Here is a 16,193-nt window from a genome sequence, read left to right on the forward strand (position 1 = left end):
GACCCGGAAGAGGTCGACGTTTACATGCCCGCAGCGGCATCGGCGCTGGTAGCTCGACGGAGGCGCGATGACTGGGAAGGAGTGTCCACGTTTCCTACCGTTATGCAGTCATCGCGAACGTCGCACCCCGCTCGGATCGCGTGCTGCATACCCCGATCCACTGTCGTAGCGGATCCCTAACCGTGGCTCCGCCCGCCCAGCCAGTGCCGGATCGCCGCCGCCACCGCGTCCGCGTGCTCGGTCAACAGCGTGAAGTGATCCCCGGGCACGTCCACGGTGTCGGCGGGCAGCGGCCAGTGTGGTCGCCAGTCCAGGCCGGCCGGCAGCGCGGCCAGCTGGGCCGTCGGCTGGGTCGCGCGTACCAGCAGAGCAGGTACCTCCATCGGCTCTGGGTGCCAGTGCTCGAACAGCCGGAGGTACGCCCCGCCCGCGAGGACGCGGGTGTCATCGGCCAGTGCCAGGTACTCCTCGGCCGGGCGGGCCGCGCCGCCCTGGATGAGCGCGAGCAGCCGCTCATCCCGCTGCGGGTGCCGTGGGTCGTGCGTCTCGATGAGCACCACGCCAGCGGGTGGCTCGCCGTCGGCGGTGAGCTGACCGGCGACCGCGTGTGCCACGCCGCCGCCGACGCAGAACCCGAGCAGGACCAGCGGCCGGCCGGCGGCGGTACGGCGGGCCGACTCGGCCAGCATGCGCACCAGCGTCCGGTGGTCGTCCGGTACGGCGGGGTCGGCGCCGAATCCGGGGTACTCGACGCAGCCACGGTCCCCAGGCGAGCGACACAGCCGGCAGCCCTTGTGCGGCGCGGTGTGCGGCGAGGGCGTCGAGGAAGGCGTTGGCCGCCGCGTAATTCGCCTGACCCGCCCTGCCCAGCAGGCCGGACGCGGAGGAGTAGAGCACGAACGCGGAGAGGTCCAGTCCCCGGGTCGCCCGGTGCAGCGCCCAGGCGGCGGCCACCTTCGGCGCTAGGACGCGCGCCAACCGGTCCGGCGTCAGCGCGTCGAGCACCCCGTCGTCGAGTACCCCGGCGGCGTGCACCACCGCGGTCAGCGGCGGCCGGCAGTCCGCCACGAGCCGCCGTACCGCTGCCGGGTCGGCGACGTCGCAGGCGACCAGCGTGACGGTGGCGCCGAGCCCGGCCAGTTCGGCGCGTAGCTTCCTGGCTCCGGGTGCCGCCTCGCCGCGCCGGCCGGCCAGCACCAGGTGCCGTACCTTGTGCTCGGCGACCAGGTGCCGGGCGAGTAGGCCGCCGAGGGCGCCGGTACCGCCGGTGACGAGAACCGTGCCGGCCGGGTCGATCGGGGTACCGGAACCCTCGCCAGTCGCGGGTACCAGCCGCGGCACGTACCCGGACCCGCCCCGGATGGCGATCTGCGGTGCGCCGGTGGCGACCGCCGCCGCCAGGGCGGCCGGGGAGGCCGCGTCACGATCCAGGTCGACCAGCGTGATGCGGCCCGGGCTCTCGGCCTGGGCGCTGCGCACCAGCCCCCAGACGGCGGCACCGGCGAGGTCGGGGTCCTCCGCGGTGGCGTCGCGGGTGACCACGACCAGCCGGGTCCGCTCCGGCTTCGGGTCGGCCAGCCAGGACTGGACAGCGGACAGCATCGTGGTGGTCAGCTCGCGTACTCGGGTCGGCGTCTCATCGTCGTGCGCCGGATCGCGGTCGTGCGCCGGATCGTCCAGCACCGCCTCGAGGACGGTGTACGCCGGGTCGTCGAGGTCGGTCGACGCGGGCAGCGGCACCGGGGTCCACTCGGGACGATAGAGCGCCCGGCGGGCGATCGAGACGGCCTGGCTCTCCCGTGGCAGGGGCCTGGTGACCAGCGACGAGATCTCGGCGACGGGCCGCCCGGCGAGGTCGGTGACGGCGACGCTCACCGCGGATCCGGCCGGGCGTACCCGCACCCGTGCCGCCACGGCGCCCGACGCGTGCAGGCGGACGCCGGCCAGCGCGAACGGTACCCGTGGGCCGTCCCCGGTGTCCTGCTCCTCGGCCAGCGCGCTGGCGTGCATCGCGGCGTCCAGCAGCACCGGGTGGATGCCGTAGCGGGTCGCCTCGGCGGACCAGGTCGGGTCGAGCCGCACCTCCGCGTACAGGTCCGGCCCGTGCCGCCACGCCGTGGTGACCGCGCGGAACGCCGACCCGTACGCCAACCCGGCCGCGGCGAGCCGCCGGTACCCGCCGTCCACGTCGATCGGCCGCGCGCCGTCCGGCAACCACCCCGTCGGCGTCGACCCGTCCGACGCGACGGTGGCTGTGGCTGTGGCTGTGGCTGTGGTGGGGTGCAGCAGGCCGGTGACGTGCCGCGTCCACGGCTCGTGCGGGCCCGATCCGTCCGGCCGGGCGTACCCGTCGAACGGGCGTCGCCCGGTGCCGTCCGGCCCGCGAACGACCAGTTGCCAATCCACCGCCGCGTCGCCGGACAGCGACAGCGGCACCAGGAGGGTCAGCTCGTCGAGCGTGTGCTCGATCTCGGCGCCGGCCCGCAGCACCAGTTCGACGAAGACCGTCGCCGGCACCAGCACCACCCCGTCGACCCGGTGGTCGGCGAGCCAGGGTTGCCTCCGGGCGGACAACCGCCCCGGGTACCGGATCTCCGCCGTGTCCGGCGCGGGCAGGGCTGGCCCGAGGATGGGATGCCCGGCCGGCTCGCCCGACGAGTTCGGCGTGGAGTTCAGCCAGTACCGCTGGCGCTGGAACGCGTACGTGGGCAGGTCGACGGGCCGGGCCCCACTGCCCCGGTACGCGGCGGCCCAGTCCACCGGTACCCCGTGCACGTGCAGCCGGGCGAGCGCGTCGAGCAGCGCCCGAGCCTCGGACGCGTCAGAGCCGGACGCGTCAGAGTCTGGGGCGGCACTGGCGACGGCGCACAGCGCAGCGCCGGTATCCGCCTGAGGCCAGCACTCCTCCGCGAGCGGGGTCAGCACCGGCGCCGGGCCCACCTCCAGCACCGTCGCGACACCGGTACCGGCGAGGAAGCGGATCGCGTCGGCGAACCGTACAGTCTCGCGGGCGTGCCGCACCCAGTACTCCGGCGACGTCAGCTGTTGCGTGACCGGGCCGCCGGTCAGCGTCGAGAGCAGGGCGATGGTCGGTGGCCGCAGGGTCAGCCCGGCCACCACCTCGCGGAAGGGCTCCAGCATCGGGTCCATCAGCGGCGAGTGGAAGGCGTGGCTGGTGCGCAGCCGGGTGGTGCGTCGGCCCCGGCCGGCCAGCTCGGCGGCGATGGCCGCGACGGTCGGCTCGGCGCCCGAGACGACCACCGAGGCGGGGCCGTTGACGGCGGCGATGGCGACCTGGCCGGCCATCGAGGCGAGCAGCGGCTCGACCTCGTCCACGCCGGCCCGCACCGACACCATCGCGCCATCCGGCGGCAGCGCCGCCATCAGCCGGCCCCGGGCGGCGACGAGCCGGGCCGCGTCAGGCAGCGACAGCACGCCGGCCACGGTCGCGGCGGCGATCTCGCCGACGGAGTGCCCGACCAGATATTCGGGCGCCAGGCCGCACGATTCCAGCAGCCGGAACAGCGCGACCTGGTAGGAGAACAGCGCGGCCTGAGCGACGTCGGTGCGCTCCAACGGGGCGTCGGGCACCGAACCGGCGACCGCGTCGGCCAGCGGCACGGGCAGCAGCGGGTCGAGGTGCCCGCAGACCTCGGCGAAGGCGTCCCGGAAGACGGAGAACGTCTCGGCCAGCCCGCGGCCCATACCGGCGCGCTGGGCGCCCTGCCCGGTGAACAGCATGGCCAGCCGGGTGCCCGGCTCGGCGGTATCCCGGACGATGTCCGCCGGGTACTCGCCCCGGCCCAGCGCGTGCAGCGCCCGTACCAGGCCGTCGGGGTCGCCCGCCAGCAGCGCGGCGCGTCGGCGCAGGCCCGCCCGCCCGGTCGCGAGCGACCGGCCGACGTCCAGCGCGGCGGAAGACCCTCCACCCGCCAGGTGGCCGGCCAGCTGGCGGGCCTGGGCGCGCAGCGCCGGCTCGTCGGCGGCGGACAGCAGCCAGGGCGGTGTGGGCCAACCGGCGGCCGGCGCGGACCGCTCGGGCCGTGTGCCGGCCTCCTCGATGATGACGTGCGCGTTGGTTCCGCCAATGCCGAATGCGGAGACCGCCGCCCGCCGGGGCCGCTGCCCCGACGGCCACGGCCGTGCCGCCGCCAGCAGCCGCACCGCGCCGGTCGACCAGTCCACGTGCGGCGTCGGATCGTCGGCGTACCGCGAGCCGGGCAGCTCGCCGTGCCGCAGCGCCTGCACCATCTTGATGACCCCGGCCACCCCGGCGGCGGCCTGGGTGTGCCCGATGTTGGATTTGATCGACCCTAGCCACACCGGGTCGTCCGCCGGCCGGCCCTGCCCGTAGGTGGAAAGCAGTGCCCGCGCCTCGATCGGGTCGCCGAGCGGGGTCGCCGTGCCGTGCCCCTCGATCGCGTCCACGTCGGCGGTGGACAGCCCTGCGTCGCGCAGCGCCAGCCGGATCAGCTCCCGCTGCGCCTCGCCGTTGGGCGCGGTCATCCCGTTGGACGCGCCGTCGGCGTTGACCGCGCTGCCGCGCAGAGTCGCGAGTACCGGATGACCGTTGCGCCGGGCGTCGTTCAGGCGCTCCAGCAGGATCAGCCCGACCCCCTCGCCCCAACCGGTGCCGTCGGCCGAGGCGGAGTATGACCGGCACCGGCCGTCGGGCGACAGCCCCGCTGCCGGCTGAACGCGATGAACGGCTTCGGGGTGGCCATCACCGTGACGCCGCCGGCCAGCGCCAGCGAGCACTCGCCGTCGCGCAGCGCCTTCGCCGCCCAGTGCATCGCGACCAGCGACGACGAGCACGCCGTGTCGATGGTGACCACCGGTCCGCGCAGACCGAGGACGTACGCGAGCCGCCCGGACACCACGCTGCCCGCCGAGGAGGTGATGAGGTACGGCTCCAGTTCGTGCCCGTCCAGCCGGTCGGCGTAGTCGCCGTTCATCGCGCCGACGAACACGCCGGTGTCGCCGCCGCGCAGGGACAGCGGGTCGATGCCTGCGCGCTCCACCGCCTCCCACGCGACCTCCAGCAGCAGCCGTTGCCGGGGGTCGGTGGCCAGCGCCTCGCGGGGCGAGATGCCGAAGAACGCGGGATCGAAGTTGGCGACGCCGTCGAGGAAGCCGCCGCGCGTGGTGTAGGTGGCGCCGATCCGGTCGGGGTCCGGATCGTGCAGGTCGCCCAGGGGCCAGCCGCGATCGGTCGGGAAGTCCGTGGTGGCGTCGACGCCGTCGGCCACCAGCCGCCACAGCTGCTCGGGGGTACGCACCCCGCCCGGGTACCGGCAGGCCATGGCCACGATGGCGATCTGGTCGCCTGTGCCGGGTCGACGGTCCACAGTGGAGGAAGCAGTGGCGGCGACCGGGGAGCCGAACAGCTCACGGTCCAGGTAGTCGACCACTGTGGCCGGGGTGGGCCGGTCGAACGTCAGCGTGACGGGCAGCCCCAGGCCGGTCGCCGAGCCCAGCCTTGCCCACAGCGTGAACGCGCCCAGCGAGCTGATGCCCAGGTCGGCGAACGCCCCGTCCAGCGGCACCGGCGCGCCGTTGGGCAGGCCCGACACCGCGGCGGTCTCCGTGCGGACCAACTCCAGCAGGGCCGAACGCCGCTGCGCCGGGGTCATCCCGGCCAGCCGCGCCACCAGCGGCGACGGCTGATGCACCGGCCCGGGCGCCGGTACCGGTCCCAGGCGGTCGATCAGCAGGCGGCGCAACACCTTGCCGGAGCCGGTCCTGGGGATCGCGTCGATCCGGTGGAACTCCACGGGAATCTTCATGGGCGTGAGTACCCGGGCGCACGCCCGGCGCAGCCGTACCGGGTCGAACTGCTCACCGGTGCCGGTCGTCCCGTTGACGCCCGTCCCGTCAGCATCCGGCCCGTCGGGGGCCGGGTCCGTCACCACGAAGGCCACCGGCACCTCGCCGAACACCGGGTGCGGCCGGCCGACCACGACGGCCTCGCGCACCCCGGCGCAGTCCAGCAGGACCTCCTCGACCTCGCGCGGATGAAGGTTCTGCCCGCCGCAGATGATGAGGTCACTGGTGCGCCCGGTGACCATCAGCTGCTCATGCTCGACGAACCGACCCAGGTCGCCGGTGCGGTACCAGCCGTCCACCAGCCGCTGGGCGGTCGCCTCGGGCTGGCCGTGGTACCGCAGCATCACCCCGGGGCCGCGGACCCAGATCTCGCCGTCGACTCCGGCCCCCACCGGCCCGCCGGTGGCCGAGTCGACCAGCCGTACCTCCATGCCCGGTACCACCGCACCGCAGGCGCCCGGCACCCGTGGGCCGCCGGGTCGCTCCACCGCGATCTTGCCCGAGGTCTCGGTGCTGCCGTATCCGTCCAGCAGCGGGGCACCCAGCAGCCGCTCCACGTCGGCGCGCAGCACGGCTGGGCACGGAGCGCCGCCGGACAGGCACAGCCGCAGCCGGGTACGGCCGGGCCCGGCGCTAGCCAGGGCCGGCAGCAGCTGATGGTAGGTGGTCGGCACGCCGGACAGCACGGTGATGTCGCACTCGTCCAGCAGACGCAGCAGGGTCGCCGGGGTGGCCGGTTCGCTGAGGATGCGCGCGAAGGCGCCGGTGACGGTCACGCCGAGCACGCACAGCGAGTGGGCCAGCGCGTGGAACATGGGCAGCGGCCAGAGCAGCCGGTCGTCGGGGGAGAGCCCGAAGATCGGTTGGTAGCCGGCGACCGTCGACCACAGGGCGCCCCGCTGCGTGCTCACCACGCCCTTGGGTCGCCCGCTCGTGCCCGACGTGTAGAGGATCCAGGCCGCATCGTCCAGCCCCAGGTCATCGCGCGGCGGCGTCGGCGGCTCGGTAGTGGCCAGACGCTCGAACGGCAGCGCGGGCGCGGGTACCGGACGGTCCCCGGTGACCAGCAGAATCAAATCCCCCCGCGTCGCGGCGATCTGTTCGACCTGAGGGAGATGCCTCTGGTCGGTGACCAGGACCCGAGGCGCGCAGTCGTCGAGCAACGCCGCCAGTTCCGCGTCGGTGGCCTTGGGGTTGAGCGGAATGCCGATAGCGGCGACACGCACCCCGGCCAGCCAGATCTCGACCAGCTCGACGCAGTTGTCCAGCAGGAACGCCAGGTGCTCGCCACGGGCCAGCCCCAGACCGGCGAGGTGCCCGGCGAGTCGGCCGGTGCGCTCGTGCAGCTCGCGGTAGGTGACTGCGCGCGTGGCGTCGGCGAACGCGACCCTGTCGCCGATCGTTCCGGCGTGCCGGCGCAGTACGTCGGGCACCGGTACGACCGTGGGGTCCGGCATGCGTCACCTCGTCGATGGAACAAGGGGCGGGCGAGTCACTCACCTTACGCGATGGCGCTCTCCGCTCGAGCGCACTTCGCGACCGGGGCGGTGCTGTTGGGCACCAGGCCGAGACTCGACCCGCATCCCGTCTACTCGTAGGCTCGCGCGGCGGCTACGGTAGCTCGCGTGTCGATGAAGTCCTCGGGCTCCCCAACGGCTGTTGTGGCACGGATACCGGCGCTCGACGGCTTACGGTTCGTCGCCGCGATGTCGGTCGCGGTGTTCCACCTGCTGGCGGTCGCGGGCTGGGGCACGGGCGTGAACATCTGGGGCCGGCCGTCCAGCGCGGTCTTCGGCCACGTGTTCGTGGCCGCCTCGTATGGCTGGGTCGGCGTCCCGCTGTTCTTCATCATCAGCGGCTTCGTGATTCCCATGAGCAGCTGGGGCCGCACGCCGGCCCAGTTCGCGACGTCCCGGGTGGTGCGACTGTTCCCGGCCTACTGGGTCTGTGTCCTCGTCACTACCGCGGTGGTCCGGCTCTATCCGTGGGTATTCAAGCCGCTGCCGGTGCGGGCGGTTCTGACGAATCTCACCATGTTCCAAGACCCGCTCGGCGTGCACCGGGTAGATGACGCCTATTGGACCCTGTGGGTGGAGATGAAGTTCTACCTGCTGTTCATGGTCGTCATCTGGCTCGGACTCAACTATCGGCGGGTGGTCGCGTTCTGCCTCATCTGGAGCGTCGCGACGATGTGGGTCGGGGAGTTGAACCAGCCCTGGCTAAACGCGATTGTGATGCCCGGCTACTCGCAGTACTTCATCGCCGGGATCGCCCTCTTCCTGATGTTCCGGTACGGCCGGAACCTGGTGCTGTGGCTGATTCTCGGCCTGTCCTGGGTGCTCTCGATGCACTTCTACGCTGGCAATCCCTGGCAGCAGATTGTCCGCCAGTCCTACGCCCCGGCGAGCATCCTGGTCACCCTGTGCTTCATCGTTATGATCCTGGTCGCCCTTGGCGAGTTGAACTGGCTGCGCTGGCGCGGTCTCACCACGCTCGGGCAGGCCACCTATCCGCTCTATCTCCTGCACTACGTCATCGGGTTCTCGGTCATCTACTACCTGAATGAGAAGCTGTCGCTTCCGCCCGCGCTGTTGCTCATCCTGGTGCTCGCCGCCCTGGTGTCCACAGCGTGGCTGGTACACCGGCTGGTCGAGCGGCCGTTCGCGCCATGGTTGAGAAAGGCGCTCAGCCGCCCGATCCTGGAACGGCGTCTACCGCAGGTTCCGATGCAGCGTCATCCGGCCGTCGCGGGGCAACGTCAACCGGTGGCCGTGAGACCGGTCGACGGCGGGCCGGGCGGCCACGACGGCGACTCGCGGCTGCGACGGCCGGCGGCCGATCCGCCGTTCGACGGCGACCTCGCACCCAGGTGAGCCGTCCGCTTCGCTGGCGACGGCGCAGGCCAGAACATTGCTCAGGCGCTCGGGGTCGCGCCGACCGCGTCCTTGTAGGTCTGGGTCGGTAGGGTTGATGGGTTCGGCGATTGCGTCGTCGCGTTGGCCGGCGCCGGGGTGGTGCGGGCCAGGATGCCTTTGGCGAGAGCGGACAGGGTGGCCAGGAACGCGACGTTCAGCGTGGCGGTCCAGTGGAACGTCGTCACATTGAAGATGTCGGCGGCGGCGAACGACGCGGCGAGTGACGACAGGAACGTCTTGGCCAGCCGAACGAGCAGGTCCGGCCAGAACGACACGTTGGTGATCCTGGTCAGGTACTGGATCGCGGTCAGCACGATTGACGACACGGCGGCACCGAGCGCCAGAGCCGAGGAGTACTTCCAGGGAAGGTTTCCGACACCGGCCGCGGTGCCCCCGGCGAGCAGCGTCGCGAAGAACACCTGACCAGCGGACCAACCTGCCCGCTCGATGAAGTCGAGCAGCATGGCCCGCCAATTCGATCCGTTCCCCGCCATCCGGCCCCCTCCGCAGTTTGACGCGACAATTGTGAAGCCGCGGGCCCAGTGACACAAACGCCGAGGTCATGCCCGCGATCACGGTTATCGAGACGAAGGCGGCTGTGTTGCCGCGACTCAGCGCGTCCAGAGCTTTCGGAAACAGTCCGGAACGGGTGTTGTGATCACTTGCTCTGTAGCCGGCCGATTGCGTCGAGGTTCGTGAACGCGGACATCGCCGCCGGCCACGCCGAGGTGTCGGACGTGAGGGCGTCGCGCAGGAACGCCCAGCTCATCCGCTGGATCACCGCCACGCGCTCCGGGTCCTCGTCGGTGGTCTCAACGGTGTCGTAGCCGGTGACGCCGCCGAGCATGTGCTCTGCCCCGTGCAGGGTGAGCAGCGACTTCGGGCCGGGCGCTTGGTGGTAACCGTCGGCGTGGTAGGCCGGTCCGCGCGAGGTCAGCTCAGGCGAATCATCCTTGTCGCCGACGATGACGAGCGTGGGTGTCGTCATCTCATCGAACCGAGCGGTACGAAGAGCGGTGAACCGCTTCGCCATGTCCGAGAGGAGATCGTCACCGGCGCCCGTTGATGCGAGGAGGATGCCTGCCTTGACCCGGTCGTCGTACGCGCGGACGGTCTTCTTGTTCTCCTCCACGCTAGCGCCGAGGAGCATGCTCGCGGTATGGCCGCCCATCGAGTGCCCGGCGACGGCGACTCGGCCTACATCGGTGCGGCCGGCAAGCCCCGGCACGGCGGCCTCGACGAGATCGAAGTGGTCCAGGATCGCGGTGAGGTCCTGCACGCGCGACTCCCAGTACGCGCGCGCATCGGGCGCGGTCCGCGGCAGCCCCAGGGACTTCGAGCTGAGGTGGGTGGGCTGTACAACCACGAACCCGTGCGCCGCCCAGAAGTCCGACAGCGGTGCGAACCCGCGGTTGGAGGAGAGGTAGTTCGTGAACCCGCCGCCGTGGGAGAGCAGCACGATCGGCAATCGGTCCCCCGTGGTGGGTGCGGAGACGCGGACCTGCAGTGGAGCGGGACGTCCGGGCGCCGGGAGCACGACCGGGCTCACGGACAGGAAGGGGGTCGAGTCGGCGACGGGGATCGTGCGTGCCCGGCCGAGGAGCGCGTCGGCGCCATCCCAGAGGTCGTCGTGCGCGGTGGTGTCGTCAGTCATCAACGGTTCCGCCCTCGCCTAAGTGGAATCCGATTCCGTTTACTCTTCGCTACTATACGGAATTGGATTCCGTATAGCAAAGAGGCGCCTTATGACCAATAGGACAGACGTGGAGAGCGAACCGCGGACACCTCTCCGTGCGGACGCCCGCCGCAACGTCGAGGCGCTCATCGAGGGTGCCCGCACCGTATTCGCACGCGATGGCGTCGACGCGCACGTGAAGGACGTAGCCCTGCAGGCCGGAGTCGGTGTCGCGACCCTGTACCGCCACTTCCCCAAGCGGGCCGATCTCGTACTCGCGGTGCTGCGGCACGACGTTGACGAGTGCGTCGAAACGGCTCGAGAGCTCGCCGCGGCGCACACGCCGATGGATGCCCTCACCCTGTGGCTTGACCGTTACTGCGCGTTCGTCCTTACCAAACAGGGTCTCGCAGCGGCGCTGCATTCCGGCGAAGCGACCTTCGCCGGACTTGGCGCGCAACTGCTGGAACGGTTGGAGCCGGCACTCGATGAGCTTGTGCAGGCCGCCCGAGTCGCCGGGGCGACGGGGGAGGGGGCGAGCGCGATGGATCTCCTCCGCGCGGTCGCACACCTGTGCACGCCCGGCCCGTCCCACATCGACTACACCCGCCGCATGATCACGCTCCTACTCGCCGGACTGCGGCAGGGCCCGACGACGGAACGGGCGACAAGGACTGCACCCTGAGCGCTACCGCCGTGCCTGTGATTCATCACCGACTCCTGGACGTCATCGCAGCGGGCCGGGCACGGCGCAAGGCTCGCCGCGAGTACGCGAAACGCTTCGGCTCTCAGAACCCGTTCTCACTCGCGTACTGGTCGGACTGGCGCGACATCCACCTCATCGGCCTGCGTGCCGCCCAGGCCCTTGACTGCTAGTGGCGCGGTTGACCACCGAATACCGTTGCAGGTGCCTGGACAGGTCTTGCTGGCCCTTACACTCCGAGCCGCGCCGTTCCTACAGTGCTTCGACGTGCGATCCGCGCTTTGTCCGCCTCCGATCCGAAGCGTCGATCAAGTATGCGCGTTACGCGTGCCCAATCAGTAAGGGTCTGGATAGAGCTCAGCTGCTCCAGCACGAACGGGTCATTTCGCCACGCTAACGCTCGTTTCCACAAAACCTCGATCGGCTCCTCCAGGAGATTGCCGACTTTGGCTTCATAGAGGGGAAACGCTCTCAGTGAGCCATCTGGCTCAACTTGCGCTATCGTCGCACCTTCCGCACTGAGCGGCGAGCTCGGTAGGAAGCTTCGAACATCGGTCACCGATGCCTGCACGCCATTCTTTGCATGCGCAATCAACGTGGTTTCAGATTCAACGAGTGCCTCCAGTTCATCGTCAGCAAGAAGCTCGCTCTCCACAAACTCCACTTCCTGTGCCAGCCCCCCAGGAATTACTGCACCGAAGCGGATGTCGTCCAGTGCTGAGAATCGAGCAGAGGCTTTCTCCACAAAGGTTCCAAGATTGCTTTTGCCACTCCGCATGACCGTATACTCGATACCCAGACGGTAACAGCTCTGGCCTTGAGAAGCCCGCTTCTGCTTGAGTCGATTGAGCCGATCCAGGGTAGCCATGGCGCGGTCGAATGAACCAGCCCGACCACGGATCCGATCGTGTACTTGACTGTTCGGGCCATCGACGCTGACCGTCACCCCGGCCACCGTGGTGGCCAGTCTGGCCGCCACGTCGTCATTCATCACCCAGCCACTGAGGAACATCGTCACCGGAATCCCGGCCGTGCTGAAGAGGGCCGCGGCCTCGTCCCACCAAGGCGCCAACAGCGGTTCGCCCCCGGCGAACGAGATGCGCTTTGGTTTGGCCCTGATGATTGCCTCTACGACCCGCAGCATGTCCTTGCGCTCAAGCATTCGGGCCGGGCGGCGCCCAGATTCGGAATAGCAGTGGATACATCGAAGTGGGCAGGCATAGGTCACATCCCAGATAAACCGCTCAGGCGACGTGACGAGTTGCGTGGTCGATGAGTTCACGATGTTTTCCACTGGTTCCTCGAAATTGTACCCATGGCATCGTCGTTGTTGGCGACTCGGCGTCTGAGTCGTGTCGCCGAGTCCTTCGAGCCAAACTTGGAGTTCACGGCTGTCGGTGTTCGCGGCGATGTCGGCTCTGGATAGAGCGTTGTTTAAGGGAGTGGGCTAGGTAATCACGGCCGGCTATGGGACGTACTCCTATCATCGCCCGAGGGTAGGTGTCAAGTGACGAGATCTCTCTTGGTAGGCGGAACATCCCGGCCTGCCCTGCTCCAAAACCAAGGTTGCGGGCCTTTATTAGCGCTTTACGCTGCGGTCCGGTATTCGTTGACCAGGCCGCCGAGGACGCGTCGGCGTCGGATCCGGCCGACGGGGACGGGTCACGGATCACGTTCCGGTTGTCGTCTGGGGCGTAGCCCTGCGGCCCTACTTGGCGGTCTGGGGCTAGACGAAGATGCCGGTCACCGCCCTGCCAGCACCGCAACCACCTGCCGTAGCACAAGGATCTCCGCATCCTTCGGCGTTATACAAGTCCGACGGTCACGAACACGGATCGTCACCGCCACCGGTACCAGGTCATCAACCCAGGGGATGACGTTTTGGACCGGGACAGGCTGTCTCACCAGGCTGTTTAGGCCCGTGGGTCGAGGGTGACACGTGGATTCTACGCACCGCGTATGGAAACGTATCCGGAGGAGGCGGCACCGCGAGAAACCACGGTGCCAGGCGCGAACGGAAGAATCAGTGTGGTCACGGCGGACGTGGCGGTCTCGGTGAACACGCCAGACACCGAAGAGGACGTGCTGGTCGTCTTCAATCGCGTCGTCGGCCGTGCCCCGGACTCCCGGGCTGTATCCGGACCCGACGGTGAACTGACCTTCGGCGAGCTTGATGCGATCAGTGACGCTCTTGCTGAACGGCTCCGCGCGGCGGGGGTCTCGAGAGACTCGCCGGTCGCGCTCCTGCTGGCCCGCGGGTGCGCTCACATCGTTGGCGTCGTCGCGGTCTGGAAAGCCGGTGGCGCCTACGTCCCTGTCGATCCGACCCACCCGCAGGCCCGCCGCCAGCAACTGCTCGACGACGCGCAGCCCGATGTCGTCCTGACGGATGCGGGAGAGTCGCCGAACGTGCGGGTGGACTGCCCGGTGTTGGCTGTCGGTCCGCTGCGACGTCCAGACCGGGCTGCGGCTGTGGCTGCGGCTGTGGCTGCGGCCAAGCGTCCAGTCGACCCGGGTCAGCTCGCGTACCTCATCTACACCTCCGGCTCGACAGGGACACCCAAGGGCGTCGAAGTGACGCGAGGTTCGCTGGCTCATCTTCACGCCGTGAACGCGGTGGTCCTGCACCCCGTGCTGGTCGAAGCGATGGGTCAGCGGCAGGCCAGAGTTGCGCTCAGTGCCTCTTTCGGCTTCGACGCGTCGGTAAACCAGATGTCGTGGCTGCTGCGTGGCGATACGGTCGTCGTCGTTGACGATGACACGCGCCGGGACTCCGCGGCGTTCGTTCGATTTCTGCACCGGCAGTGTATCGATGTCATCGACGTGACTCCGTCCCAGTTGGCGGTAATGCTGCCACTCGGACTCTTCGACATGGTCGCACCGCGCGGTGCCCGAGCGCACTCGCCCCGGTTCGTGATCGTCGCGGGCGAGGCGTTGCCCCAATCGTTGTGGGACCGGCTGCGTACCGTTGCCTCAACCCGCTTCTTCAACCTCTATGGCCCGACCGAGGCGACGGTCTACGCGACCGCCGAACGGATGGTGGCTGGCCCGGAAGGTGAGCGGCCGACGATTGGACGTCCGGTGCCGGGCGTCCACATCTACGTGGTTGATCAGCACGGACGGGTTCTGACGTCCGACACGGCCGAAGGCGAATTGTGGATCGGCGGACCGGGAGTGGCCCGCGGTTACCGTCATCGTCCAGATCTCACGGCACAGTCTTTCCGGGCGGATCCCGAACGCCCCGGGCAGCGCGTCTACTGCTCCGGGGACGCGGTGCGCCGCCGTCCCGACGGCCGCCTCGAGTATCTCGGCCGCACCGACAGCCAGGTCAAGGTGCGAGGCGTACGCGTCGAACCGGGCGAGGTGGAGGCGGTCCTCGCCGGGCATCCCGCGGTTGAGCGGGTCGCGGTTGTGTCGCGCCGCGATGCCAACGGCAACAACCGCTTGGTCGGATACGTGGTGCCCGCACCCAACGGGAACAACGCTGTCGTGGATCGGTGGCGTCAGGTCTTCGACGACATTCACCATGGCAGCGACGGCGACGGAGCTGACGACGAAGTCCGAGGCTGGCGTAACAGCTACGACGGAGCTGCGCTGCCCGTCGCGGACATGAGTGCGTGGGCGGACGAGACCTCCCGGCGCATCCAGGCCCTCGAACCGCGTCGCGTGCTCGAGATCGGCGTCGGCAGCGGAATGCTGCTGAGGCGTATCGCCCCCAGTTGCGAGCGTTACGTCGGTACCGACATCTCCGGGGTGACCCTGCGCGCGCTGCGCCACCGACTGGAGCAACACCCGGCACCTGGCGTCGCATTACAGCAGGCGGAGGCGACCGACTTCGCTGCGGTCAGCGGCGAGCGATTCGACTGCGTCGTGATGAACTCAGTCGTACAGTACTTCCCGGACCAGGAGTACCTCACCAGAGTCCTGCTCGGCGCTCTCCAGTTGCTGGAACCGGGTGGGCACATCTTCGTCGGCGACGTGCGCCACCTCGGTCTCGTCGACACGCACTACCTGGATGTCGCCCGGGCCCGCATTGCCGCCGGTACCGCCGTCGAAGAGCGCGAACTCGTTTCGCGGTTGCGTGACGGCGAAGCCGAACTCTTGCTTGCGCCCGGCTGGTTCCAGCAGTTCGCGGCCGACCATGGCGTCGGCCGCGTGCGCGTCGCCCCGAAAATCGCCGACGCCGACAACGAGCTCACCCGTTTCCGGTTCGACGTCGTGTTGCCGCGGACGCCGACGGTGACGCGTGCCGCACCGGTCGCCTGGTACGACGCGGCGACGGTGACCACCGACCTGCTGCCCGACCTGCTGAACCGCCACGAGCGGCTCGGCCTTCGCGGCGTGACCCACCCCGCCGTCCACCCGCACGTGCCGGCGGTGAGGCATACCGAGGTGGACGACCGGCTGCCGACTCGCGGTTGGTCGCCCGCGGAACTGGCGCGCTTCGACCGCCCTGTCGCACTGAGCTGTTCCCGTGGCGACGCCGATGGGCGGTATGACGCTGTGATCGGCGCGACCGTATGGGAGGACGTCTTCGGCCCGGCCGTCGCGGTGATCGGGCCGCTGCACAACACCCCGAGCCGAGCCGCAGCCGAACCGGCGGAGCTGGTCGACCTGTTGCACGCCGAGTGCGCGCAGCGACTGCCCGAGGTCCTGCGTCCCGCTGCTTTCGTGGTGATGGACACACTGCCGCTCACTGGCAATGGCAAGCTGGACCTTGACTCCCTGCCCGACCCCGCCGAGTCCATCACTGATACAACCGAGCCGAGCGACCCGCCTGTCACCCAGACTGAGATCGCGGTCGCCCGCATCTGGGCCGACGTCCTGAACGTCAACTGCGGCGGCATCGGGCGGGCCGACTCGTTCATGCGGCTGGGCGGCGACTCGCTGAGAGCGACGGCCATGCTCGGCCTGGTGCGGCGTGCCTACGGCGTCGACCTCTCGCTGCGCCAGCTTCTGCGGGCCACGGATCTCGCCGCGTTCTCCGCCCTGATCGACACAGAACTTCTCGCTGGCCTCGACGCGAGCGAGCTCAACGAACTGCTCACGCAGGTGCATCCGGACACCGATTGAG

The 16,193-nt window shown here is 69.9% G+C and carries 8 protein-coding genes and 2 pseudogenes; 4 read left to right on the top strand and 6 right to left on the bottom strand.

All coding sequences use genetic code 11. The annotated features are described in order from the left end of the window. Positions 1-176 precede the first annotated feature (176 nt). From Raf01_RS50115 to Raf01_RS51030, 3 genes and pseudogenes are all read right to left on the bottom strand, one after another. Complete coding sequence (locus Raf01_RS50115) at positions 177-848, bottom strand: thioesterase domain-containing protein (protein WP_308442688.1); 672 nt, start codon at positions 846-848, stop codon at positions 177-179. Next, a pseudogene (locus Raf01_RS51305) lies at positions 769-2,631 on the bottom strand (SDR family NAD(P)-dependent oxidoreductase); the annotation flags it as partial. The gene Raf01_RS50115 and the pseudogene Raf01_RS51305, both read right to left, overlap by 80 nt. Before the next feature lie 44 nt (positions 2,632-2,675). Further along, a pseudogene (locus tag Raf01_RS51030) lies at positions 2,676-7,283 on the bottom strand (type I polyketide synthase); the annotation flags it as partial. A 174-nt stretch (positions 7,284-7,457) separates the two neighbouring features. Here Raf01_RS51030 and Raf01_RS37615 point away from each other — a divergent pair. Then, positions 7,458-8,699: an acyltransferase family protein gene (locus Raf01_RS37615; RefSeq protein ID WP_239134279.1), complete on the top strand. Its 1,242-nt coding sequence runs from the start codon at positions 7,458-7,460 to the stop codon at positions 8,697-8,699. Positions 8,700-8,740: 41 nt separating this feature from the next. Here Raf01_RS37615 and Raf01_RS37620 read toward each other — a convergent pair whose 3' ends face one another. Both Raf01_RS37620 and Raf01_RS37625 read right to left on the bottom strand, forming a co-directional pair. Further along, a complete protein-coding gene (locus tag Raf01_RS37620) occupies positions 8,741-9,235 on the bottom strand; it encodes a hypothetical protein (protein ID WP_203922867.1) in 495 nt (164 codons plus the stop codon). A gap of 164 nt (positions 9,236-9,399) precedes the next feature. Beyond that, positions 9,400-10,395: an alpha/beta hydrolase family protein gene (locus Raf01_RS37625; protein ID WP_203922868.1), complete on the bottom strand. Its 996-nt coding sequence runs from the start codon at positions 10,393-10,395 to the stop codon at positions 9,400-9,402. Positions 10,396-10,486: 91 nt separating this feature from the next. On the opposite strand from Raf01_RS37625, the gene Raf01_RS37630 reads away from it, so the two are divergent. Both Raf01_RS37630 and Raf01_RS37635 read left to right on the top strand, forming a co-directional pair. After that, on the top strand, positions 10,487-11,101 hold the full coding sequence (locus tag Raf01_RS37630) for a TetR/AcrR family transcriptional regulator (protein WP_203922869.1): 615 nt from the start codon (positions 10,487-10,489) through the stop codon (positions 11,099-11,101). Positions 11,102-11,118: 17 nt separating this feature from the next. Beyond that, positions 11,119-11,292 (top strand): hypothetical protein, encoded by a 174-nt coding sequence (locus Raf01_RS37635; protein ID WP_203922870.1) that lies wholly within the window; start codon positions 11,119-11,121, stop codon positions 11,290-11,292. Between the two features lie 56 nt (positions 11,293-11,348). Here Raf01_RS37635 and Raf01_RS37640 read toward each other — a convergent pair whose 3' ends face one another. Continuing rightward, on the bottom strand, positions 11,349-12,413 hold the full coding sequence (locus Raf01_RS37640; RefSeq protein ID WP_203922871.1) for a radical SAM protein: 1,065 nt from the start codon (positions 12,411-12,413) through the stop codon (positions 11,349-11,351). Positions 12,414-13,147: 734 nt separating this feature from the next. Here Raf01_RS37640 and Raf01_RS37645 point away from each other — a divergent pair. Next, positions 13,148-16,192 (top strand): non-ribosomal peptide synthetase, encoded by a 3,045-nt coding sequence (locus Raf01_RS37645; protein WP_203922872.1) that lies wholly within the window; start codon positions 13,148-13,150, stop codon positions 16,190-16,192. Position 16,193 lies beyond the last annotated feature (1 nt).

This window comes from Rugosimonospora africana (genome assembly GCF_016862975.1).
GTDB classification, from domain to species: domain Bacteria; phylum Actinomycetota; class Actinomycetes; order Mycobacteriales; family Micromonosporaceae; genus Rugosimonospora; species Rugosimonospora africana.

Excerpts from the sequence above, each read along its gene's own strand:
- Raf01_RS37615 (WP_239134279.1), top strand. The coding sequence starts at position 7,458 with ATGAAGTCCTCGGGCTCCCCAACGGCTGTTGTGGCACGGATACCGGCG.
- Raf01_RS37620 (WP_203922867.1), bottom strand. The coding sequence starts at position 9,235 with ATGGCGGGGAACGGATCGAATTGGCGGGCCATGCTGCTCGACTTCATC.
- Raf01_RS37625 (WP_203922868.1), bottom strand. The coding sequence starts at position 10,395 with ATGACTGACGACACCACCGCGCACGACGACCTCTGGGATGGCGCCGAC.
- Raf01_RS37630 (WP_203922869.1), top strand. The coding sequence starts at position 10,487 with ATGACCAATAGGACAGACGTGGAGAGCGAACCGCGGACACCTCTCCGT.